At 59.1% G+C, this 21,338-nt stretch carries 16 protein-coding genes and 1 pseudogene; 15 read left to right on the top strand and 2 right to left on the bottom strand.

Annotated elements, in window-relative coordinates:
- Positions 1 to 30 precede the first annotated feature (30 nt).
- The 11 genes and pseudogenes from tssM (at position 31) to ACWHRL_RS15195 (ending at position 17,485) form a co-directional block, all read left to right on the top strand.
- Positions 31 to 3,678 carry a type VI secretion system membrane subunit TssM gene (tssM, locus tag ACWHRL_RS15245; protein ID WP_447894345.1) on the top strand — a complete coding sequence of 1,216 codons (3,648 nt, stop codon included), beginning with the start codon at positions 31 to 33 and terminating at the stop codon, positions 3,676 to 3,678.
- Positions 3,662 to 4,246: a GNAT family N-acetyltransferase gene (locus ACWHRL_RS15240; RefSeq protein WP_447529909.1), complete on the top strand. Its 585-nt coding sequence runs from the start codon at positions 3,662 to 3,664 to the stop codon at positions 4,244 to 4,246. The genes tssM and ACWHRL_RS15240 overlap by 17 nt, the downstream gene beginning before the upstream one ends.
- Positions 4,247 to 4,374: 128 nt before the next feature.
- On the top strand, positions 4,375 to 4,662 hold the full coding sequence (locus tag ACWHRL_RS15235; protein WP_447894344.1) for a type VI secretion system PAAR protein: 288 nt from the start codon (positions 4,375 to 4,377) through the stop codon (positions 4,660 to 4,662).
- A 1-nt stretch (position 4,663) separates the two neighbouring features.
- Positions 4,664 to 6,634: pseudogene (locus tag ACWHRL_RS15230) on the top strand (type VI secretion system Vgr family protein); the annotation flags it as partial.
- Between the two features lie 45 nt (positions 6,635 to 6,679).
- Positions 6,680 to 10,390 (top strand): RHS repeat-associated core domain-containing protein, encoded by a 3,711-nt coding sequence (locus tag ACWHRL_RS15225; protein ID WP_447896185.1) that lies wholly within the window; start codon positions 6,680 to 6,682, stop codon positions 10,388 to 10,390.
- 37 nt (positions 10,391 to 10,427) lie between these two features.
- Positions 10,428 to 10,877, top strand: coding sequence for a hypothetical protein (locus tag ACWHRL_RS15220; RefSeq protein WP_447894343.1), 450 nt, complete (start codon positions 10,428 to 10,430; stop codon positions 10,875 to 10,877).
- 113 nt (positions 10,878 to 10,990) lie between these two features.
- Complete coding sequence (locus tag ACWHRL_RS15215; protein WP_447894342.1) at positions 10,991 to 12,748, top strand: RHS repeat-associated core domain-containing protein; 1,758 nt, start codon at positions 10,991 to 10,993, stop codon at positions 12,746 to 12,748.
- Positions 12,749 to 12,973: 225 nt separating this feature from the next.
- Positions 12,974 to 13,273 carry a hypothetical protein gene (locus ACWHRL_RS15210; protein ID WP_447894341.1) on the top strand — a complete coding sequence of 100 codons (300 nt, stop codon included), beginning with the start codon at positions 12,974 to 12,976 and terminating at the stop codon, positions 13,271 to 13,273.
- Positions 13,274 to 13,612: 339 nt separating this feature from the next.
- Positions 13,613 to 15,700, top strand: a complete 2,088-nt coding sequence (locus tag ACWHRL_RS15205) for an RHS repeat-associated core domain-containing protein (RefSeq protein WP_447894340.1) — start codon at positions 13,613 to 13,615, stop codon at positions 15,698 to 15,700.
- A 10-nt stretch (positions 15,701 to 15,710) separates the two neighbouring features.
- Entirely contained in the window at positions 15,711 to 16,880 is a 1,170-nt protein-coding gene (locus tag ACWHRL_RS15200) for an outer membrane protein assembly factor BamB family protein (protein ID WP_447894339.1), read from the top strand.
- Positions 16,881 to 17,143: 263 nt separating this feature from the next.
- Entirely contained in the window at positions 17,144 to 17,485 is a 342-nt protein-coding gene (locus ACWHRL_RS15195; RefSeq protein WP_447894338.1) for a hypothetical protein, read from the top strand.
- A gap of 74 nt (positions 17,486 to 17,559) precedes the next feature.
- On the opposite strand, the gene ACWHRL_RS15190 is transcribed toward ACWHRL_RS15195, so the two are convergent.
- The gene (locus ACWHRL_RS15190) at positions 17,560 to 18,060 is read right to left on the bottom strand and encodes a hypothetical protein (RefSeq protein WP_447894337.1); all 501 of its coding nucleotides are present in this window, start codon (positions 18,058 to 18,060) and stop codon (positions 17,560 to 17,562) included.
- On the opposite strand from ACWHRL_RS15190, the gene ACWHRL_RS15185 reads away from it, so the two are divergent.
- On the top strand, positions 18,052 to 19,047 hold the full coding sequence (locus ACWHRL_RS15185; RefSeq protein WP_447894336.1) for an RHS repeat-associated core domain-containing protein: 996 nt from the start codon (positions 18,052 to 18,054) through the stop codon (positions 19,045 to 19,047). The genes ACWHRL_RS15190 and ACWHRL_RS15185 overlap by 9 nt on opposite strands.
- Positions 19,040 to 19,309 carry a hypothetical protein gene (locus tag ACWHRL_RS15180; protein WP_447894335.1) on the top strand — a complete coding sequence of 90 codons (270 nt, stop codon included), beginning with the start codon at positions 19,040 to 19,042 and terminating at the stop codon, positions 19,307 to 19,309. Before ACWHRL_RS15185 ends, ACWHRL_RS15180 begins: the two co-directional genes overlap by 8 nt.
- A gap of 61 nt (positions 19,310 to 19,370) precedes the next feature.
- Here ACWHRL_RS15180 and ACWHRL_RS15175 read toward each other — a convergent pair whose 3' ends face one another.
- The gene (locus ACWHRL_RS15175; protein ID WP_447894334.1) at positions 19,371 to 19,796 is read right to left on the bottom strand and encodes a hypothetical protein; all 426 of its coding nucleotides are present in this window, start codon (positions 19,794 to 19,796) and stop codon (positions 19,371 to 19,373) included.
- On the opposite strand from ACWHRL_RS15175, the gene ACWHRL_RS15170 reads away from it, so the two are divergent.
- Together ACWHRL_RS15170 and ACWHRL_RS15165 are read left to right on the top strand one after the other, a co-directional pair.
- On the top strand, positions 19,788 to 20,768 hold the full coding sequence (locus ACWHRL_RS15170; RefSeq protein WP_447894333.1) for an RHS repeat-associated core domain-containing protein: 981 nt from the start codon (positions 19,788 to 19,790) through the stop codon (positions 20,766 to 20,768). The two genes, ACWHRL_RS15175 and ACWHRL_RS15170, sit on opposite strands and share 9 nt — an antisense overlap.
- 363 nt (positions 20,769 to 21,131) lie before the next feature.
- Positions 21,132 to 21,314: a hypothetical protein gene (locus ACWHRL_RS15165; RefSeq protein ID WP_447894332.1), complete on the top strand. Its 183-nt coding sequence runs from the start codon at positions 21,132 to 21,134 to the stop codon at positions 21,312 to 21,314.
- Positions 21,315 to 21,338 lie beyond the last annotated feature (24 nt).

Raw genomic sequence — 21,338 nt, 5'->3', positions numbered from 1 at the left:
ATCATCAATAGGGACGAGGGATAAAGGCTAATGTGGTCAACCTTGAAATCAAAGCTGAGCCGCTACGTGCCGGGCTTCTCCCGGGCGCAAACGGCGAAAAACCGGGCCAACGCCCACGTCAACAAAGTCAAAGGACTCTCGCGGCTCTCCATGCTCTTGTGGGCCGTGCTGGTGGCGTTGCTGCTGGTGGCGATCTGGTGGTTCGGGCCGAGCTGGGAAGTGCGCGGGGTGACGCCGCTTGCCCCCTTCATCAACCGCCTGGCGGCCACGCTCATCATCGTCACGGTCGTGGCCGTGGTGTGGGGCGTTCGCCTGGCTCGGCGGCTGCGCGACATGGACACCGAGCGCGAGCAGGAACAGGCGCGCCAGCACGACCCGATCATGTCCCAGGTCGAGCGCCAGGAAGAGTCGCTCAACGGCGTGCTCGACGAGATCATCGAGAGCCTGGGCGGCGGCAACGGCCGCTACCGGCTACCCTGGTATCTGGTCATGGGCGTGGAAAACGCGGGCAAGACCAGTTTGATCAACCGCTCCGGCCAGAACTTCGCCCTGACCCACGTGATGAAGGCCACCGGGCAGAGCAGCAAACAAGGCCAGCTCGGCTTCGACTGGTGGATCGGCGACAAGGCGGTGTTGATCGACCCGGATGGCGAACTCTTGACCCAGGGCGCCATGGAAGGCGGCGAACCCCAGGAGCTTCAGCGCAGGCTTTGGGATCACTTCGTGGAGTGGCTGGAGCGTAACCGCGCCCGGCGCCCGCTGGATGGCATCGTGCTGGTGCTCGACCTGGCGCGCCTGAGCCACGCCCAGGTGGCGGTGCGTAAAGCCTACGCCACGCTTTTGCGCAGCCGCCTGCGCGAGCTGATGGAGCGCCACGGCGCCCGGCTTCCCGTGTATGTCACCTTTAGCAAGATGGACCTGCTCCACGGCTTCGACGACTTCTTCCGTCATTACTCCCGCGCCGCGCGCAAGGCGCCGCTGGGCTTCACCTTCACCCCGGACTCCATCGATACCCCCGGGCAGTGGGAGGCGGAGTTCGAGGCCGATTTCGACGCCATGCTCACGCGGCTCAACCACATGATGCCCGCCATGCTCTCGGAGTGCCGCGACCGCGAGGAGCGCGAATCGGTGTTCCGCTTCGTGCGCCAACTGGCTGGGCTTCGCGACGTGCTGCTGGGCTTTTTGACCGAGGCGCTCTCCAGCGACCGCTTCTCGACCGCGGCGATGGTGCGCGGCACCTACTTTACCTCGGTCTACCAGCAGGGCGTGCCCGAGGACCCCTTCGTTGACGCCGCGGCCCGGCGCTACGGCATGGACGACAGCGTGCAACCCGCCCACCGGGCGGCACGCAGCGCGCTCTACTTCACCGAAGAGCTGTTCGAGAAGGTGATCTACCCCGAGGCGGGCCTTGCCTCTGACAACGCGCGCGTCGCCCAGCGGCGCCAGCGCATGCGCAACGCAAGCCTGGCCGCCTGCGCTATTCTGGGGCTGGGGCTGGTCGGCGGCTGGACCCACTTCTACCAGAAAAACAGCGTCTCGCTTTCCGCGGTGGAAGAGCGCGCGGAAACCTTTTTGGCCACCCAGCCGGAGGCCTTCCAAAGCGACGACCCCAGCGGTCGCGAGCTTCTGGACCCGCTGGACCGGCTGCGCTACGCCATGGAAACCTTCGGCGAGTACCGCACCCATACGCCGTACCTGGCGGACATGGGGCTTTACCAGGGCCACGTAATTGGCGCCCAGGTCGAGCGGGCGTATCTGGCCATGCTGGAGCATCAATTCCTGCCCGCCCTGATGATCGGCATCATGGACGACATGAACCGCGCCGAAGAGGGCAGTAACGAAAAACTCGCCTTGCTTCGTGTACTGCGCATGATGTCGGATCAAAGCGGGCGCCAGACCGAGCGCGTGGAGCGCTACATGGCGAATCGCTGGCAGAGCTACTTCCCCCAGCAGGGCGAGGTGCAGCAGCGCCTGATGATGCATCTGGATTACGCCATGCAGCACAGCGACCTTCAGGGGCGCGTCGAGGCGGGCAGCCCGAACGCCGAGCAGGCCATGGCGCCGCTTCAAGGCAGCATCGCCTCCGCTCAGCAGGATCTCTCCCGTCAGCCGATCGACGAGCGGGTCTACGCCGCGCTCAAGGCCGCCGGCAGCCGCCAGGGCCAGGCGCTGGATCTGCGTCGCAGCGTGGGCACGCTCTTCAACACCGTGTTCATGGCGCGCAATGACGACCCGGAGCACGTGACGCTGCCTTACCTGGTCACCCGTGACGGCTTCGAAAGCTACTTCCTGCAGGAGCTCGACCGCGCCGTGGAGCTTGCCCTGATCGACATCTGGGTGCTCGGCCAGCGCGACGACATCAACTTTAGCGAGGCGGATAAAGAGCAGCTTCAAACCGCGCTGCGCGAGTACTACGTGAGCGACTACCAGGTGAGCTGGCGCGACGCGCTGGCCAATACGCAGCTGGTACCGCTGCCGGATATCCGTCAGGCGATCGTGGTGGCGGATGCGCTGGTCGGCGCCCAGCGCCCGCTGGACCGGCTGCTGGACGCGGTGGAGCGCAATACCAGCCTCTACCCGGAGCTCCCCGAGGACGATGACCAAGCCCGCGAGGCGCTGCGCCAGTCTCAGCGCTACCAGTTGGCGCTGGCCATCGAGCAGCCCTTCACCGATCTTAACCGGTTAAGCCAGGCCGACAACGGCAACCCCTCGTCGCTGAACGAGATCAAGACCGCGGTGACGTCGCTGCGCGATTACCTGATGGAGATCGAAGAGTCGAGCGACAGCGGCCGCGCCGCCTTCCTGAGCGCCCGCGACCGGCTCTCGCTGCGCGGTAACGACCCGATCGAAAACCTCAAGCGTATCGCCGACAACACCCCGGAGCCGGTCGCCAGCATGCTCCACCGCCTGGCGGACCAAAGCTGGGAGCTTTTGATGGTCAGCGCCACGCGCCACCTGGAAAGCCTGTGGCTCGACGAAGTGGTCGCGCCGTACCAGGAGCGCCTGGCCGGGCGCTATCCTATCGCGCCCAACGCCACCCAGGAGGTCGCGCTCAACGACTTCGAGGACTTCTTCGCCCCCAGCGGCATCCTGGATACGTTCTATCAGGACAGCCTGCAGCCCTTTATCGAAGGCGCGCCGGAGTACCTGACCGACGCCCAGGGCAACTCGCTGCTGCGCGAAAGCCTCTACACGGCGGTGGACCAGGCCGAGCAGATTCGCCGCGCCTACTTTAGCCGCGACGGCGCGCTCGATGTCGAGTTCGCCCTGGAGCCGGTCAGCTTGAGCGCCAACAAGCGCCGCAGCGTCATCAGTGTCGATGGTCAGTTGATCGAATACGCCCACAGCGTTAGCCAGCGGGTATCGATGATCTGGCCCAACGCCCTGCGCGGCGGCACCGAAAGCCGCCTCACTATGGTGCCAAGCGAAGTGAACCGTTCGCCGCGAAGCGTCAGTCAGGATGGCGCCTGGGCCTGGTTCAGGCTGCTGGAGCAGGCCGAGGTCACCAGCGTGAGCGAGCGTGAGCTGGAGCTTCGTTTCAACGTGGATGGCGGCACCATGCGCTACCGGCTGTTTGCCGGCGGCGCGCCCAACCCGTTTACCCGGCCGCTGGCCGCAGGGTTCCAGCTTCCCTCCGCCCTTTACGCCGAGCGAGGTGGCCATGCTGACGCAACTTAAAAAGCTCTTTAGCGGGGCGGACAAGCCGGCCTCGCGCCATAAGCGCGCCAAGGGCCGGCGCGCCCGGCCCCTGGAGGCTGCCCGGGAAGAGGACATCGACAACTTCATCGAAGCGGTGTACCAGGCCGATGGCCGGGGCTATTCGCCCTGGCTACTGCGCGACAAAAGCGCCCTCGATACGCTGCGCCGCGCGCTGGAGTTCACCGTGCACCGCCAGGTATGGCTGCAGCGTGATGACGGGCAGGTGGCGCACTGGCAGGGGCAGCTTTTGGCGCTACGCCACGGCGATGGGCCGCCGCTGGGCATGGTGCTGGCCTGTCGGCCCGACGACGAGTCGGCCTGGCAGCTCAAGTTCTTTTATATCAGCAAGGAGTGGAAGGGCAGCGGCCACGGTACGAGGCTACTGCGCGCGCTGCGCCGAAGCTTGAGCGGCGTGCCGCTACAAACGCGCCTGCCGCTCAACTGCCACTCGGCGGTCAATAGCCTGGAAACCGCAGGTTTCAGCCGCCAGCACGTGGATGCCCAGGAAATCGCCAGTTTCGAGGCGCCCGCCAAGTGGGATGAATGAGCGGGATGAATAAGTGGGATGGATAAGCGGGACGTACGAGCGGGCTGAATAGCCAGGATACGCAAGCGCCACCCACGAGCAACATGAATAAGCGCACGCACACGCTGACGCGGAGAAGGAGTCGAGCAATGGGCCAAAAATTCGTACTGGTAGGGGATATCGGCACCGAGCACAACGGCTATGTGCCCTCGCCGGTCATCTCGGGTAGCCCCACGGTCATCATGGACGGCAAGCCGGTGGCCCGTAAAGGCGACCCCCTGGAGGCGCACAAAAAGCCCAGCCACTCGCCCCACCCGCGCAGTATCGCTCAGGGTTCCGGCACTATTTTCGTCGACGGCACGCCCGTTGCACTCACCAGCCACGACGTTGATTGCGGCGGCGTGGTGATCGGTTCAGGTTCAGGAGAGGGAAGTTAACATGCCAGCCACCGGCCTACAGTTCACTTTAATGCTGCCCGGCGTGGATGACGTCGCGGTCATCGACTTCACCCACCGCGAGGCGCTCTCCGAGCCCTTCGAGCTGACGCTGAACATCGCCAGCCGCGAAGGCGACCTGGAGGCTTCCGAGCTTCTCGACCGCGAAGCCACGCTGACCGTCTGGCAGGACGGCGAGCCGCTGCGCCGGGTCCACGGCATCATCAGCGAGTTCGGCCGGGGTGATCGCGGCCATCGGCGCACCTTCTATTCACTAACGCTGCGCCCGGCGCTCTGGCGCACCTCGCTGCGCCAGAACTCGCGCATCTTCCAGAAGGTCGATCCGCTCACCATCATCAACACCCTGCTGGACGAGCGCGGTATTACCGATGTGGCGTTCGCCGTCAGCCGTGAACCCCTCGAGCGGGAATACTGCGTGCAGTACCGCGAAACGGATCTCACCTTCATCGAGCGCCTCGCCGCCGAGGAGGGCCTGTTCTATTTCCACGAGTTCGAGGACAGCGAGGGCGGCGCCCACCGGCTGGTGTTTTCTGATGACCCCCAGGTACTCACCAACCTGGGCGAGCGCACCTACCACAGCCGCGCCGGCGGCACGCCGCCTACCCGCCACGTGCGCAAGCTGAGCCACACCGCCCGGGTCGCCGCCGCCAGCGCCCAGCTCAAGGACTACAGCTTCAAGAACCCGGCCTACGCCCAGCTTCACGATCACATGGGCGATGACGTCGCCGAGCACGGTCAACAGACCGACTACGAACACTTTGACTACCCCGGCCGCTACAAGGAAGACGCCTCCGGCAAGCCCTTCACCCGCATCCGCCTGGAGCACCTGCGCCGCAACGCCACCACGGCCAGCGCCCAAAGCGATCTGCCCGAGTTCGCCCCCGGCGCGCGCTTCACGCTGACCGACCATGACACCGAGAGCCTCAACCGGGACTGGCAGGTGGTCGCGGTGCACCACGCCGGCGAGCAGCCCCAGGCACTGGAAGAGGACAGCATCAGCGCCAGCGACACCGGCGGCATGACCCGCTACGTCAACCAGGTCACGCTGATGCCCGGTGACGCCGCCTGGCGCGCCACGCCGAACCCAAAACCGCGGGTCGACGGCCCCCAGGTGGCTTTCGTGGTCGGCCCGGAAGGCGAAGAGATTCACTGCGACGAGCACGGCCGGGTCAAGGTCCAGTTCCCCTGGGACCGCTACGCCGAACCCGATGATACCGCCAGCTGCTGGGTCCGCGTCTCCCAGGGCTGGGCCGGCGGCGGCTACGGCAGCATTGCCCTGCCACGCATCGGCCACGAGGTGATCGTCTCGTTTCTGGAAGGCGACCCGGACCAGCCGCTGGTCACCGGGCGCACCTACCACGCGGTCAACCAGCCGCCCTACGATTTACCGGCGAACAAGACCCGCACGGTGCTGCGCACGCAAAGCCACAAGGCCGAAGGCTTCAACGAACTGCGCTTCGAGGACGAGGCGGGCGAGGAGCAGATCTGGGTCCACGCTCAAAAAGACCTGGAGCTTTTAACGCTCAACGACCGCACCGAAGAGATTCGCAACGACAGTCACCTCAAGGTGCATCGCAACCGCCTCAGCGAAATCCATAATGACGATCACCTGACGGTTCACAACGACCGTTTTACCCAAATCAAGGGTGACGACCACCTGCAGGTGGACCAGACCCGCCACGAGCTGTACGGCGAGGCGCAGCTTCTGGAAGCGGGGCAGGAGGTTCACCACAAGGCGGGCACGCAGATCGTACTGGAGGCCGGGGCCGAGATTACCCTGAAGGCCGGCGGCAGCTTTATCAAACTCGACCCGAGCGGCGTTACCATTGTCGGCTCCCAGGTCAAGATCAACTCCGGCGGAAGCCCGGGGCGTGGCCAGGGCCAGGCCATCGTGTTGCCCCGCCTGCCCGGCGAGGCCGAGCCGGAGGAGAGCGAGGACACCACCCTCGAGCCCCACCAGACTCCAACGCTAACCAGCGACATTGCCGCCGCCACCCCCGTGGACTTTGCCGACATCGACATCAGCGACGGCTTGGCCAGCGACTGCAGCGCCTGTGAGCCTGCCGTGGGCAGCCCGGTCAACCCGCTGCTGGGCGCCAAGCTGTTGCCTGCCGAGACCGACTTCGCGCTGCCTGCACCCCGACCCTTCGTGTTCAGCCGTGGCTATCTTTCCAGCAATGCCAACGTGGGCATTCTCGGCCAGGGCTGGTCGGTACCCGGCGCAAGCCTGGCACTCGAGCTTCATGAAAACGCCTGTATCGTTCACGACGCCCAGGGGCGCGAGATTACCTTTGGCGAATTGGCATCGGGGCAGGCGCGCTTTTCCCCCACCGAACAGCTCTGGATTCGTCGCGGCGGCCCGGATTCACAGGAAGCAGAGGCGGACCCGCGCTGGCAGGTGCTGGACGAAACACTGCGCCAGGATCCTCAGCGCATCGTGCTAAGCGATGCGAGTCTCGTTTACTACGTGTTCGAACAGCCCGCCGACCCCAGCGCCCGCTGGCCACTGACCCAAGAGCATGACCGTAACGGCTACACCACCGAGTACCAGTGGGAGGCGGCCCTGCTGACGCGCGTCATCGACAGCGCCGGGCGCCACTACCAGTTCGTTTACGAGGCGATGCTGCCCAGCCAGCCCAACGATGCGGGCCAGCGCCTTACCGGCGTGAAACTTGCCAAAGAGCACGACGGCAGCGCCCCCGGCGACTGGCTGGTGCGCTACTCCTATAGCTCGGCCGGGGATCTGCTCGCCGTGCGCCAGCGCCACGGCGAGGTGGTGCGTGAGTTCGAGTGGCAGGATCACATGCTGACCGCCCACCGGGTGCCCGGCGGTATGGAGGCCCACTACACCTGGGACCGCCACGCGCCGGACGGCCGCGTAATAGGTCAGCAGGAAGCCGGCGGCCTGGCGCGGCGTTTTGAGTATCACGTCGATCACACCCAGGTCACCGACCACCTGGGCCGCGAAGAGCGTTACCACTTCGTGGGCAGCGGCCCCGGCAAGCGCTGGACGGCGCACACCCGCGCCGACGGCTCGCGTATCGAGTTCCGTTACGATCGCGTCGGGCAAAAAATTGCCACGGCCGACCCGCTGGGCCGGGAAAACCGTATTGAGCGTAACGAAAGTGGCCAGGTCATCGGCCAGGTAACACCGGACGGCCAGCGCTGGAGCATCGAGCGCGATGCGTTGGGCGACACGGTGAGCATCGAAGGGCCGGAGAGCCAGCACTGGCAAATCACTCGTAACGAACGTGGTCAGCCGGTGGAAGTGACGGGGCCGACAGGCACCACGGCGTTTGCTTACGAAGACGAGCGCCTGCCCGACCGTGCCACGACGGTGACCGACCCAGGCGGCGCCACCCACCAGCGCGAGTGGAACGCCCAGGGCCAGGTCACCGCCGAGATCGACTGCTCCGAGCAGCGCACCGAGTTTGAGTACGACCGCCGCGGGTATCTGGCCAGTGCCACCAACGCCCTGGGCGAGACCACGCGCACCCAGCACGACGAGCTGGGGCGGCGCACCGCCACCCAACTGCCCAACGGCCTTTACTGGCACCAGCATTTCGACCCGCAAGGGCGGCTGGTCGAAGTGGAAGGCCCCCAGGGCTTCCGCCAGCAGTTCTTCTTCGACGAACACGGCCGCCCGGCCCAGCGCACCGAGGCCGACGGCAGCCAGCAGTTCACCGCCTTCGACGACGTGGGCCGCCTGAGTGAGCTGACCCTGGGCAACGGCGCGGTCTACCGCTTCGCCTACGACGACATGGACCGGCTGACCAGCGAGACCGGCCCGGACGGCCGCGAACAGCAGTATCGCTACGATGAGGCGGGCCAACTGGTCGAGCGCATCGAAGCCAGCCGCCCCGGCCCGGACGGCCAGCCGCTTGCCACGCGCTATGAGTACGACGCCGCCGGACGCCTTGCGGCGCGCCATTTACCCGCCACCGAGCACGCCCCGGCAAGCCAGGAGCAGTACCGCTGGGGCGCCAACGGCCAGCTCATGAGCGTCACCAACGAGCACGGCGACGTCGCGTTTCAATATGATGACGCCCAGCGGCTGGTCGGCGAGCAGCAGCGCCACGCCGGTATCGAAGGCGGTAGCGGCTGGCAGTGGCAGCAGCAGCACACCCTCACCGCCAACGGCGCCCCGCAAGCGAGCCAGTTCGGCGCGCTACCCGCGCTCAACTGGCACACCTACGGCAGCGGCCACCTGCACGGGCTGAGCGCCCCGGGGCTGAACCTGGAAATCGACCTGGAGCCGGACGCCCTGCACCGGGAAACCCGGCGCCGCCTGACCCTGGCAGCGGGCGACCAGGCGCCGCCCCTGATTCTGGAGCGCGGCTATACGAACCTCGGCCAGCTCGATCACCTGACCCTGCGTGGCGCGCAGAACGGCGGGGGGCAGCAGTACCAGTACGACGCTCTGGGCCGCATGAGTTTCAGAAGCGTGCAGAGTGACCAGGCCTCCAGCGTCATCGCCTACAGTTACGACGCCGCCGGCCGCCTGACCGGCAGCCAGCACGGCGACCAGGCCCACCGCTACGCCCTCGATGCCGCCGGTAACCGCCTCGAGGGCCAACGGGCCATCACCGACAACCGCCTCGACCACCTGGACGGCGCCCGCCACCGCTTCGACGGCGCGGGCAACATGATCGAAAAGCAGGCCGCCAACGGCGACCGCCTGACGCTTGGTTTTGATGGTGCCAATCGCCTGGTCCAGCTCACCCGCGCAAGCGAGCGAGGCCGTACGGTCGAGGCCACCTACCGCTACGACGGCCTGGGCCGCCGCATCAGCAAGACCGTGCGCCACGAAAACGGCACCACCGCCACCACCCATTACGGCTGGGACGGCGACCGCATCGTACGCGAAGAGTCCGAAAAGCAACGCTCGACCATCGTCTACGAGCCGGGCAGCTTCGTGCCCATGCTGCGCATCGACGACACCGAACAGGGCCCGCACCTCAGCGCCTTCGTCACGGATGCGATTGGCACCCCGATGCAGCTCGTGGCCGCCAACGGCGAAACGCAGTGGCAGGGCCAGCCCGATGACTGGGCGGCGGTGAAGAATGTGCATGGAAGTGCGCGTCAGCCGATTCGGTTCCAGGGGCAGTGGCAGGACGAGGAGAGTGGGCTCTATTACAACCGGCACCGGTACTACGACCCACAGCAGGGACGGTATGTGAGTCAGGATCCGATTGGGTTGCGCGGTGGCACTAACTTGTATGGGTATGTGGCGAATCCAATGGGGGCGGTGGATCCGTTAGGATTGGAGCAGACACTTCTGTGTAGTAGGCAACTTGAAATATTTGGTGATGATCCTATGAAATCAAGCGGCAACCCGGTTCGGCATACTTTTTTAATGGCTGGTGAAGATATATACAGTTTTCAGGCAGGACAAGATAGTGGCTGGCTTAATATGATTTGGAGTGATGGGAAAGTGGATGCTAACGAATCACCTAACGCACTCTGTACCGTCATATCTGACGATCCGGAATATGCCGATGCTGTGCGTCATGCCGCTGAGGAAAAAGTCGGAATGTCCCGTACATACAATGTAGCGGCTTATCCCGGCACCTTGCCTCACGCATTTGGTGCACGAAATTGCCAAACATGGGCTGGTGATGTTTTGCGCGAGGCAGATAAAGCGACTTTGGGGGGCTCTGGTGCCTCTTCTATCCCATGTCAAGATAGTAATAGCTGCCGCAGTCTTTGAGCCCTTGAATTAAAAAGCTTTGGGCGAGGTCACCATTATGTCCGAATTCTTAAATATTTTAAAAACACTGTTTTTAGTTGTTTTTTTTGGTAACCCGGTTACGTTAACGCCATCACCAATCGACATGGGAGAAGGCAGCCACCTTGTGTTTAATTTAGAAAAACCAGTGAGAGTGATAGGCGGTGCGTATATTAGTATTGATGTAACCTCCATGCAGCCAACCCATGTTGATGGATTGATTTCAACAAGAGAGTGGGTTGATGAAGCTTTTGGGAAACAGCATATATCGGCGACCCTGGTTAACACCTTAACTGATGAGGAAGTGAAACTTGAACGTTACGGTCTATCCTATAACAGTACTGCTTCTAATATTAAAATAAGTAAAAATGGGGGGCTGGAACGAGGAAAAACGTATGACAGGATCATCATTAAAACAGACGTTGAGCTCAATCATGTGACTATGCGCTGGAGCAGTTGGTCTTTATAGAGAATAGTCCTGGGTTTTTGGTCCCAGAGTGTAATAGTTAAGAACGCAACAAAATATTGCGTCTCTTTCCAGCCAGCACTGAGCAGTACCGCTAGGACGCCAACGGCCATCTCATGAGCGTCACCAACGAGCACGGCGAAGTCGCGTTTCAATATGATGATGCCCAGCGGCTGGTCGGCGAGCAACAGCGCCACGCGGGTATTGAAGGCGGCAGCGGCTGGCAGTGGCAGCACACCCTCACCGCCAACGGCGCCCCGCAAGCGAGCCAGTTCGGCGAGCTACCCGCGCTCCACTGGCACACCTACGGCAGCGGCCACCTGCACGGGCTGAGCGCCCCGGGGCTGAACCTGGAAATCGACCTGGAGCCGGACGCCCTGCACCGGGAGACCCGGCGCCGCCTGACCCTGGCAGCGGGCGACCAGGCGCCGCCCCTGATTCTGGAGCGCGGCTACACGAACCTCGGCCAGCTCGATCACCTGACCCTGCGCGGCGCGCAGAACGGCGGGGGGCAGCAGTACCAGTACGACGCCCTGGGCCGCATGAGTTTCAGAAGCGTGCAGAGTGACCAGGCTTCCAGCGTTATTGCCTACAGCTATGACGCCGCGGGCCGCCTGACCGGCAGCCAGCACGGCGACCAGGCCCACCGCTACGCCCTCGATGCCGCCGGTAACCGCCTGGACGGTCAACAGGCGCTGACCGACAACCGCCTCGACCACCTGGACGGCGCCCGCCACCGCTTCGACGGCGCGGGCAACATGATCGAAAAGCAGGCCGCCAACGGCGACCGCCTGACGCTTGGTTTTGATGGTGCCAATCGCCTGGTCCAGCTCACCCGCGCAAGCGAGCGAGGCCGTACGGTCGAGGCCACCTACCGCTACGACGGCCTGGGCCGCCGCATCAGCAAGACCGTGCGCCACGAAAATGGCACCACCGCCACCACCCACTACGGCTGGGACGGCGACCGCATCGTGCGCGAAGAAAGCGAGAGCCAGCACTCGACCATCGTTTACGAGCCGGGTAGCTTCGTGCCCATGCTGCGCATCGACGACACCCAGGAAGGCCCGCAACTCAGCGCCTTTGTCACGGATGCGATTGGCACGCCGATGCAGCTCGTTGCCGCCAATGGCGAAACGCAGTGGCAGGGCCAGCCCGATGACTGGGCGGCGGTGAAAAATGTGCGTGGCAGTGCCCGTCAGCCGATTCGCTTCCAGGGGCAGTGGCAGGACGAGGAGAGCGGGCTCTATTACAACCGGCACCGGTATTACGACCCGCAGCAGGGAAGATACATCAGCCAAGACCCTATCGGGTTGCGCGGTGGTACCAACTTGTATGGGTATGTGACAAATCCAATGGGGGCGGTGGATCCGTTGGGGTTATTTGGGGCAAATATGCACCAACTAGATCCTATTGGCACTGCTATTCAGAATGGTCATACGCGTCCGCGAGCAGAGCCAAGGAGAGTGGGAGATGTTTTTAACCCAGCCGAAAGGGTTAGAGAAGGAAGTACTGCCACTGCAGAAGCGGGCGGACAACTGATTATTGTAGTTGGAGGAAGTAAGTCGACAGGGGTTGCTGTTAACGCAGATGGACTAGCTTGCACTATTCATACAACATGCGTTATGGCAGGACCTAGGATTGGAGCAGGAGTGACGGGGGGAGTTTCTGCCGCAACAGGTACTTTTGAGCCTGGGGATGTTAGTTATAGTATCGGTGGTGAGGGTACTGCAGTTTTCACAGGAGCTGATATTAACTTTTCTAATACTGGTTCTATTTCCTCCAACTTAGGAGGTATCTTTGGTGTCGATATTGGAGGAGCAATCAAGATGTGTCGTTCAGAAGTCTCTAACACTTGTTGGGAAATAGGTGAGTAACAATGAAAAACCAAATTTTGAGAACTTTTTTTGTCATTTTTCTTTTCCCTCTTATTCCTCTTTCAGCTTGGTTATTCGGAACGGATTCAATTCCCTATAAAATAATATGGTATGGCTGGATACTTATTTTCCTATGCATATGGTTGTGGAGCATTAGTTATATAATAAGGAAAAATATTGGTTTGGCAAAGAAGATAAAATCAGAGAAAAAGGGAGATTGATAAAATGTCTGAGCTGATGTTTTTTTTACCAATCATTTTATGGTTTTTAGTATTAGGGTTTTTTCTAATTTTTTTTAAGAAAGAAAACCCTGAAGCTTATGACAAGCTTGGCTTGTTAGACTTTTTCAAAAGCAAGAAAAGCGACGACGCAGCTAGAGCAATAATTTTCTTTTGGCATCAAAAGCATTTAAAGCTAGGAGGTAAAACAGCGCTCCTGGGAATGTTTTTAAATATTATTTTCTGCTTGATTGTCACCTATATGTTTGTGATTTTATGGCTTGGGTGGACAGGAAAGATTAATTGATCGCTTTAGCTTTCCCTATATTTATCAAGAATCTTCGACGTTGGGTGTGGGATTCGTCCTCTTAGATGAGCCAGAATGTTACCCCCATATTAGCAGAAGGCATGACATGGGCGGCACCCTGATTCTCACTCTCGGCCTGGGCTTAGAAACGCCCTAGAATCTCAAGGACCAGCACCTGGATACCTCCGCGTCGCCCCACCGCTTGGATCTCTATGTCGAGGCGGAACGAGGCAGTCTCTATCCCTACCCGGCGTGCGGTAAGGCCTACCAAGTAGACCACTCGCACCCAACGGCCTTTACTGGCACCAGCATTTTGACCCGCAAGGGCGGCTGGTCGAAGTGGAAGGCCCCCAGGGCTTCCGCCAGCAGTTCTTCTTCGACGAACACGGCCGCCCGGCCCAGCGCACCGAGGCCGACGGCAGTCAGCAGTTCACCGCCTTCGACGACGTGGGCCGCCTGAGTGAGCTGACCCTGGGCAACGGCGCGGTCTACCGCTTCGCCTATGACGACATGGACCGGCTGGCCAGCGAGACCGGCCCGGACGGCCGCGAACAGCAGTACCGCTACGATGAAGCGGGTCAACTGATCGAGCGCATCGAAGCCAGCCGCCCCGGCCCGGACGGCCAGCCGCTTGCCACGCGCTATGAGTACGACGCTGCCGGACGCTTGGCGGCGCGCCATTTACCCGCCACCGAGCACGCCCCGGCAAGCCAGGAGCAGTACCGATGGGGCGCCAACGGCCAGCTCATGAGCGTTACCAACGAGCACGGCGAAGTCGCGTTTCAATATGATGACGCCCAGCGGCTGGTCGGCGAGCAACAGCGCCACGCGGGTATCGAAGGCGGCAGCGGCTGGCAGTGGCAGCAGCAGCACACCCTCACCGCCAACGGCGCCCCGCAAGCGAGCCAGTTCGGCGAGCTACCCGCGCTCAACTGGCACACCTACGGCAGCGGCCACCTGCACGGGCTGAGCGCCCCGGGGCTGAACCTGGAGATCGACCTGGAGCCGGACGTCCTGCACCGGGAGACCCGGCGCCGCCTGACGCTGGCATCGGGTGACCAGGTACAGCCCCTGATTCTGGAGCGCGGCTACACGAACCTCGGCCAGCTCGATCACCTGACCCTGCGTGGCGCGCAGAACGGCGGGGGGCAGCAGTACCAGTACGACGCTCTGGGCCGCATGAGTTTCAGAAGCGTGCAGAGTGATCAGGCCTCCAGCGTCATCGCCTACAGTTACGACGCCGCCGGCCGCCTGACCGGCAGCCAGCACGGCGACCAGGCCCACCGCTACGCCCTCGATGCCGCCGGTAACCGCCTGGACGGTCAACAGGCGCTGACCGACAACCGCCTCGACCACCTGGACGGTGCCCGCCACCGCTTCGACGGCGCGGGCAACATGATCGAAAAGCAAACCGCCAACGGCGACCGCCTGACACTCGGTTACGATGGTGCCAATCGCCTGGTCCAGCTCACCCGCGCAAGCGAGCGAGGCCGTACGGTCGATGCCACCTACCGCTACGACGGCCTGGGCCGCCGGGTCAGCAAGACCGTGCGCCACGAAAACGGCACCACCGCCACCACCCACTACGGCTGGGACGGCGACCGGATTGTGCGGGAAGACAGCGAGAATCAGGGCTCGACCATCGTCTACGAGCCGGGCAGTTTTGTGCCCATGTTGCGCATCGACGACACCCAGGAAGGCCCGCAACTCAGCGCCTTTGTCACGGATGCGATTGGCACCCCGATGCAACTCGTTGCCGCCAACGGCGAAACGCAGTGGCAGGGCCAGCCCGATGACTGGGCAGCGGTGAAAAACGTGCGTGGCAGTGCCCGTCAGCCGATTCGGTTTCAGGGGCAATGGCACGATGAAGAGAGTGGGCTCTATTACAACCGGCACCGGTACTACGACCCACAGCAGGGACGGTATGTGAGTCAGGATCCGATTGGGTTGTTGGGTGGAATGAACTTTTATAACTATACAAAAAGCCCTACAACTAATATAGACCCGATGGGCCTGTCTCCTCGTTTAATCATGACGGGAGTTGCTGCAGCCCAAAAAGCAGCGGGTTACGCTAATGATGCTTGGTGCGTAGCTAGTTACACAGCAATAAGCAGCAGCACTTCCCAGTTACCAGCTATTGTAGAACATCAGATAGAAAAAGCTGATGAGGCAAAAGCAAGTAGTATTGCAGGATGTGAATCTGATAGGGAAAATCGACGCGCCTTATTGTTATCTAATGATGTAATCGAAGGTGAATTTAACGCATGTGTGGATCGTTCAGAAAGAAGTTACCATAGAAGAGTTCTTGCTATTGCCCAAGAAGATAGCACTAGACATTCCGATATCGATGACCAACTAAACGGAATTTATAAAAGTTGCTTGGAACCCTCTTTTGGTGACCTAGGCATCCCTAATAGTAGAAAATAAGGATATTTAAATGATTGACAATTCAGTAACTTCGCAAGTAAGTTTTTTAGTAGTAGGGCTTCTGGCTTCTTTACCCCTAATATCTTCTCCTGCTCTAGCTAATTCGACAATGTTCCAGGCTAATTTGGAAAGGACAGGGGTTTACGATGATACGGGGCCGGAGAGTTCACCAAAGCTAGCATGGAAGTTTGATACTGGCTCACCTGTATTCAGCACGCCGTTAGTATATGACGGGCTCGTATATTTTGCTGACTTTGAGGGCGGAGTTTATGCTGTCAATCAAAATAGCGGCTCACTAATTTGGGAAAAAAGCCTAGAGCAGCAACCTAGCTTTCAGATTACGGTTAATGAAAATTTTCTTCTGGTAGGACGCCGATTTTCTCGAAATGATAATGAAAGTTATTTAATAGCCCTTGACCGATTGTCAGGGGAAGAAATCTGGCGGTTTGAGCCTGATGACAAAACAGGTATGGATGCAGCTACGATCTATAATGACATGGTGTTTCTAACATCTATGTCTAACAACCTTTTTTCTTTGGATTTAGCAACAGGTGAAGAAATTTGGAGACACCCTATTCAAGGTGGTAGCGGGCAGCCATTGATATCAAATGATATGCTTTTTTTTCAAGATACCTCACAAAGTATTGATGCGCTGTCAGTTGCGACTGGAGAAATAATATGGTCTTACTTTTCTTCAATTAATAAGCAGAACTCTTTTAGTACTCCAGCAATAGATAGTTGCTGCATTTACTCCATAGTTAGCGAAAATGAAGGGGGAGTGATAAATCAAATAAATAAAAATAACGGTGAGCTAATAGCTGAGTTCCCTATAGAATTTTCCACCATGTCATCTATTAGTTTAGATAATGACATTGCTTTCTTCGGCGACGATGGCGAAGGCTACGCAGGCGCACATGGCTATATGAATGCTATGAATGTCGAAAATGGCGAGCTTATCTGGCGATTTGAAACAGAGGGATTCATAAGAGGTGCTGCTTCTATTGCTGGAGATACTGTCTATTTTGGCAGTGGAGATCATTATATGTATGCCGTGGATCGTCATACAGGTGAAATGAAATGGCGTTATGAAACTGATGCAGGAATTTCCTCTGCACCTGCCATCGTCGATGGTCGTTTGTATTTTGGCAGTATCGACGGGTATGTATATGTGTTGGAATAGCTACATAAAATGATCTATGTATAGAACAGAATTTAAAAAATGTCTTTTGTCAATGCAAGTGGCCCATTATGAGCTAGCGTTTGACCCTGCGCGGCTGATTTGCATGCGTGTTTCACTAGGGCGACTAGTCGAGCAGAAGACCCGCAAGGCTTCGCCAGCAGTTTTTCTTTGACAACCACGGTCACCCGGTGCAGCGCATCGAGGACGACGGCAGCTATCAATATACCGCTTATGGCGGCCTCGGTCGTCTGAATGAACTCGCCTTGGGCAACGGTGCCGTCTACCGCTTTGCATATGACGATATGGACCGCCTAGCCAGCGAGATCGGCCCTGATGGCCGCGAGCAGCAGTACCGCTATGATGGCGCTGGTCAGTTAGTCGAACGCATCGAAGCCAACGGCCCCGACGGCCAGCCGCTGGCCACGCGCTACTCGTACGATGCTGCTGGTCGCCTTACCGCCCGTCACCTGCCTGCGACCGAGCATGCCCCGCCAGCACCGAACACTACCGCTGGGGCGCCAACGGCGCCCCGCAAGCGAGCCAGTTCGGCGAGCTGCCCGCGCTCCACTGGCACACCTACGGCAGCGGCCACCTGCACGGGCTGAGCGCCCCGGGGCTGAACCTGGAAATCGACCTGGAGCCGGACGCCCTGCACCGGGAAACCCGGCGCCGCCTGACCCTAGCAGCGGGCGACCAGGCGCAGCCCCTGATTCTGGAGCGCGGCTATACGAACCTCGGCCAGCTCGATCACCTGACCCTGCGCGGTGCGCAGAACGGTGGCGGGCAGCAGTACCAGTACGACGCTCTGGGTCGCATGAGTTTCAGAAGCGTGCAGAGTGACCAGGCCTCCAGCGTTATTGCCTACAGTTTTGATGCCGCCGGCCGTCAGCACGGCGACCAGGCCCACCGCTACGCCCTCGATGCCGCCGGTAACCGCCTGGACGGCCAACAGGCGCTGACCGACAACCGCCTCGACCACCTGGACGGTGCCCGCCACCGCTTCGACGGCGCGGGCAACATGATCGAAAAGCAGGCCGCCAACGGCGACCGCCTGACGCTTGGTTTTGATGGTGCCAATCGCCTGGTCCAGCTCACCCGCGCAAGCGAGCGAGGCCGTACGGTCGATGCCACCTACCGCTACGACGGCCTGGGCCGACGCATCAGCAAGACCGTGCGCCATGAAAACGGCACCACCGCCACCACCCACTACGGCTGGGACGGCGACCGCATCGTGCGCGAAGAAAGTGACAGCCAGCACTCGACCATCGTTTACGAGCCGGGCAGCTTCGTACCCATGCTGCGCATCGACGACACCCAGGAAGGCCCGCAACTCAGCGCCTTTGTCACGGATGCGATTGGCACCCCGATGCAGCTCGTTGCCGCCAACGGCGAAACGCAGTGGCAGGGCCAGCCCGATGACTGGGCGGCGGTGAAGAATGTGCATGGAAGTGCCCGTCAGCCGATTCGGTTCCAGGGGCAATGGCAGGACGAGGAGAGTGGGCTCTATTACAACCGGCATCGGTATTACGACCCGCAGCAGGGGCGGTATGTGAGTCAGGATCCGATTGGGTTGCGGGGTGGCACCAATTTGTATGGGTATGTGGCTAATCCAATGGGTGCGGTGGATCCATTGGGGTTAGAAGGCTTTTTGGCCGAAATGGGAGCCTCTATATCTAATTCTGCCCGTAATGGATATACAGCTTTGAGTGAAGCGTCGGGCCCGGTGATAGAAAAAGCTTGGGGATATGCGGATACTGCTGCTAACTACTTAGGTGGTGCAGGTCAAATCATGACTGGCGGTGCCATGTGTATGACGGTTGCAGGCTGTATGTTAGGAGGGCCATTGATCGGGCTTGGGGCTAATAGTATACAAGAAGCCTATACAGGAGAAGCTGGGTATATACGTAGTGCGGCTATTTCTGTTGGAGGAGAGCAGGCAGGAAATCTTGCCGTCGATACTGCAAACCTTGGAACATCAGTAGGTGGGTTAACAAGAAAAGTTGTTTCACCTGATACTTGGCGTCTCTTTAGGAATATTAATGCAGATTATGTGAGGAACTATGAAACGATGTCTCGTGGAGGTCTTTTGCTTGAGGCCGGTTCAGGTACTATTGGTGTTACCAATACTATAGATACTTATATAAAGTCCGGAGAAAGTGATGAGTGAGGCAGTTTTGGTTTCTTTAATTATTATTCAAATGATTTTTTATTTTTTTTCTAAAAAAATATTTGATGTTTTTGGTTATAATAAGCTTTTGGCTATAATGATTTTTATGGGCTGTTTAGCCCCCATCCCTGGATGGTTGGTGGATAAAGAATATTTAGATAAAAATTTAATTACAGTTTTTCTTTCTATAAGCATATGGGTCGTTATGCTTGTTGTTTTTTTAATTGTAGATCGACGTTTTAGGCGTCAGCGAATAAGATAGCAAAGGAGTAATAGTCAGAGTGGTATGGTGTCTTATTAGATGATGTAGTAAGAGCAATTGATTAATTAAACACCTTATTAAGATTACCGCCAACGTCACCTCGCAGCAGAGCCAATTTGGCGAGCTGCCCGCGCTCAACCGGCACACCTACGGCAGCGGCCACCTGCACAGGTTGAGCGCCCCGGGGCTGAACCTGGAAATCGACCTGGAGCCGGACGCCCTGCACCGGGAAACCCGGCGCCGCCTGGACGGCCAACAGGCGCTGACCGACAACCGCCTCGACCACCTGGACGGCGCCCGCCACCGCTTCGACGGCGCGGGCAACATGATCGAAAAGCAAACCGCCAACGGCGTCCGCCTGACACTCGGTTACGATGGAGCCAATCGCCTGGTCCGGCTCACCCGCGCAAGCGAGCGGGGCCGTACGGTCGATGCCACCTATTGCTACGACGGCCTGGGCCGCCGGATCAATAAGACCGTGCGCCACGAAAACGGCACCACCGCCACCACCCACTACGGCTGGGACGGCGACCGCATCGTGCGCGAAGAAAGCGAGAGCCAGCACTCGACCATCGTTTACGAGCCGGGTAGCTTCGTGCCCATGCTGCGCATCGACGACACCGAACAGGGCCCACAGCTCAGCGCCTTCGTCACGGATGCGATTGGCACCCCGATGCAGCTCGTTGCCGCCAACGGCGAAACGCAGTGGCAGGGCCAGCCCGATGATTGGGCAGCGGTGAAGAACATTCGTGGCAATACAGCGCAGCCGATTCGGTTTCAGGGCCAGTGGCAGGACGAGGAGAGTGGGCTTTACTACAACCGCCACCGGTATTACGACCCGCAGCAGGGGCGGTATGTGAGTCAGGATCCGATTGGGCTCAACGGCGGCACGAATTTGTATGGGTATGTTATCAATCCTACAGGAATTATAGATCCACTCGGATTTTCATCAATTGCAAGTAACTGCAATGATTTGATTAATACAATAACCGATAAGGCGAATAATTCTTGGGATGGCTTAAAGTGGCGATATGATGCAGTATCCAGCGGCTTACAGGAAGACTTTTCAGATGGTGCTCTAGAAGGGCTCATTAGATTTACTGGCGGGCGAACAGAAGAAAATTTTATCAATCAAACTATGGAAACTTATTATTCAAGTAGTATAGCTATAAGATTTATAGGTGACCCTTTAGAAACAGGGGCTGGAATGTGGGCTGGAGGAAAAATGGCTCAAAGTTACGGTGGTTATACTGTTGGAAATTATATTTTACAAGGACCTGCGCCTCATCTTGGTACCCATCTTGGTACTCTAAGGCTAGTTGCTGCAACTTCAGTTGCTAATTCTGCTATGGTAACAGGAGCTTATGAGGCAGGAACTATGAGTGGTGCTGGAATAAGAACTACAGCGAATCGCTTTTTTAGGAAATTTGATAATTTTCTAAACTGGGTTAAAAAATAATTTATATTTCTTGGTTGCCGAATCTGATATGTTAAAAAATAGTGAGATTAAAAAGTTGGGTTTTTTTTATAGATTCCTTTGTGGATTTATAACTTTGGTTTGCTTTTTTTCCTTAATGGGTTTTTTAGCTTTTGGTTTTGATGAAGGTTTTGATATAAGGGCGCTTTTTTTCTTGCTACCTATAGGATGGTTGTTTCACATGGCAGTTGTGGTAATGCTAACTGGCTATCCTCCAGCCTACTTAAGGTGGACATCTGGAAAGAAATAAACACTATGTTTTTTAAAATTGGGCCATTGAGAAATAATGGCTTAGACCATTATAAAACATATGATGATATCTGTTTGGCCCCAGTGTGTAATGGTTTGGAACGCAACAAAATATTGCATCTCTTTCCGGCCAGCCAGGAGCAGTACCGCTGGGGCGCCAACGGCCAGCTCATGAGCGTTACCAACGAGCACGGCGAAGCCGCGTTTCAATATGATGACGCTCAGCGGCTGGTCGGCGAGCAGCAGCGCCACGCCGCCGTCGAGAGCGGCAGCGGCTGACAGTGGCAGCAGCATCACACCTTC

The sequence above is a fragment of the Vreelandella sp. GE22 genome, assembly GCF_968212445.1.
Note: the sequence above shows the minus strand (reverse complement) of the source record. Positions and strands in the feature narration are given on the sequence as shown.

Excerpts from the sequence above, each read along its gene's own strand:
- ACWHRL_RS15240 (WP_447529909.1), top strand. The coding sequence starts at position 3,662 with ATGCTGACGCAACTTAAAAAGCTCTTTAGCGGGGCGGACAAGCCGGCC.
- ACWHRL_RS15190 (WP_447894337.1), bottom strand. The coding sequence starts at position 18,060 with ATGGCGCACGGTCTTGCTGATGCGTCGGCCCAGGCCGTCGTAGCGGTA.
- ACWHRL_RS15200 (WP_447894339.1), top strand. The coding sequence starts at position 15,711 with ATGATTGACAATTCAGTAACTTCGCAAGTAAGTTTTTTAGTAGTAGGG.
- ACWHRL_RS15235 (WP_447894344.1), top strand. The coding sequence starts at position 4,375 with ATGGGCCAAAAATTCGTACTGGTAGGGGATATCGGCACCGAGCACAAC.
- ACWHRL_RS15215 (WP_447894342.1), top strand. The coding sequence starts at position 10,991 with ATGAGCGTCACCAACGAGCACGGCGAAGTCGCGTTTCAATATGATGAT.
- ACWHRL_RS15180 (WP_447894335.1), top strand. The coding sequence starts at position 19,040 with ATGAGTGAGGCAGTTTTGGTTTCTTTAATTATTATTCAAATGATTTTT.
- ACWHRL_RS15220 (WP_447894343.1), top strand. The coding sequence starts at position 10,428 with ATGTCCGAATTCTTAAATATTTTAAAAACACTGTTTTTAGTTGTTTTT.
- tssM (WP_447894345.1), top strand. The coding sequence starts at position 31 with ATGTGGTCAACCTTGAAATCAAAGCTGAGCCGCTACGTGCCGGGCTTC.
- ACWHRL_RS15210 (WP_447894341.1), top strand. The coding sequence starts at position 12,974 with ATGTCTGAGCTGATGTTTTTTTTACCAATCATTTTATGGTTTTTAGTA.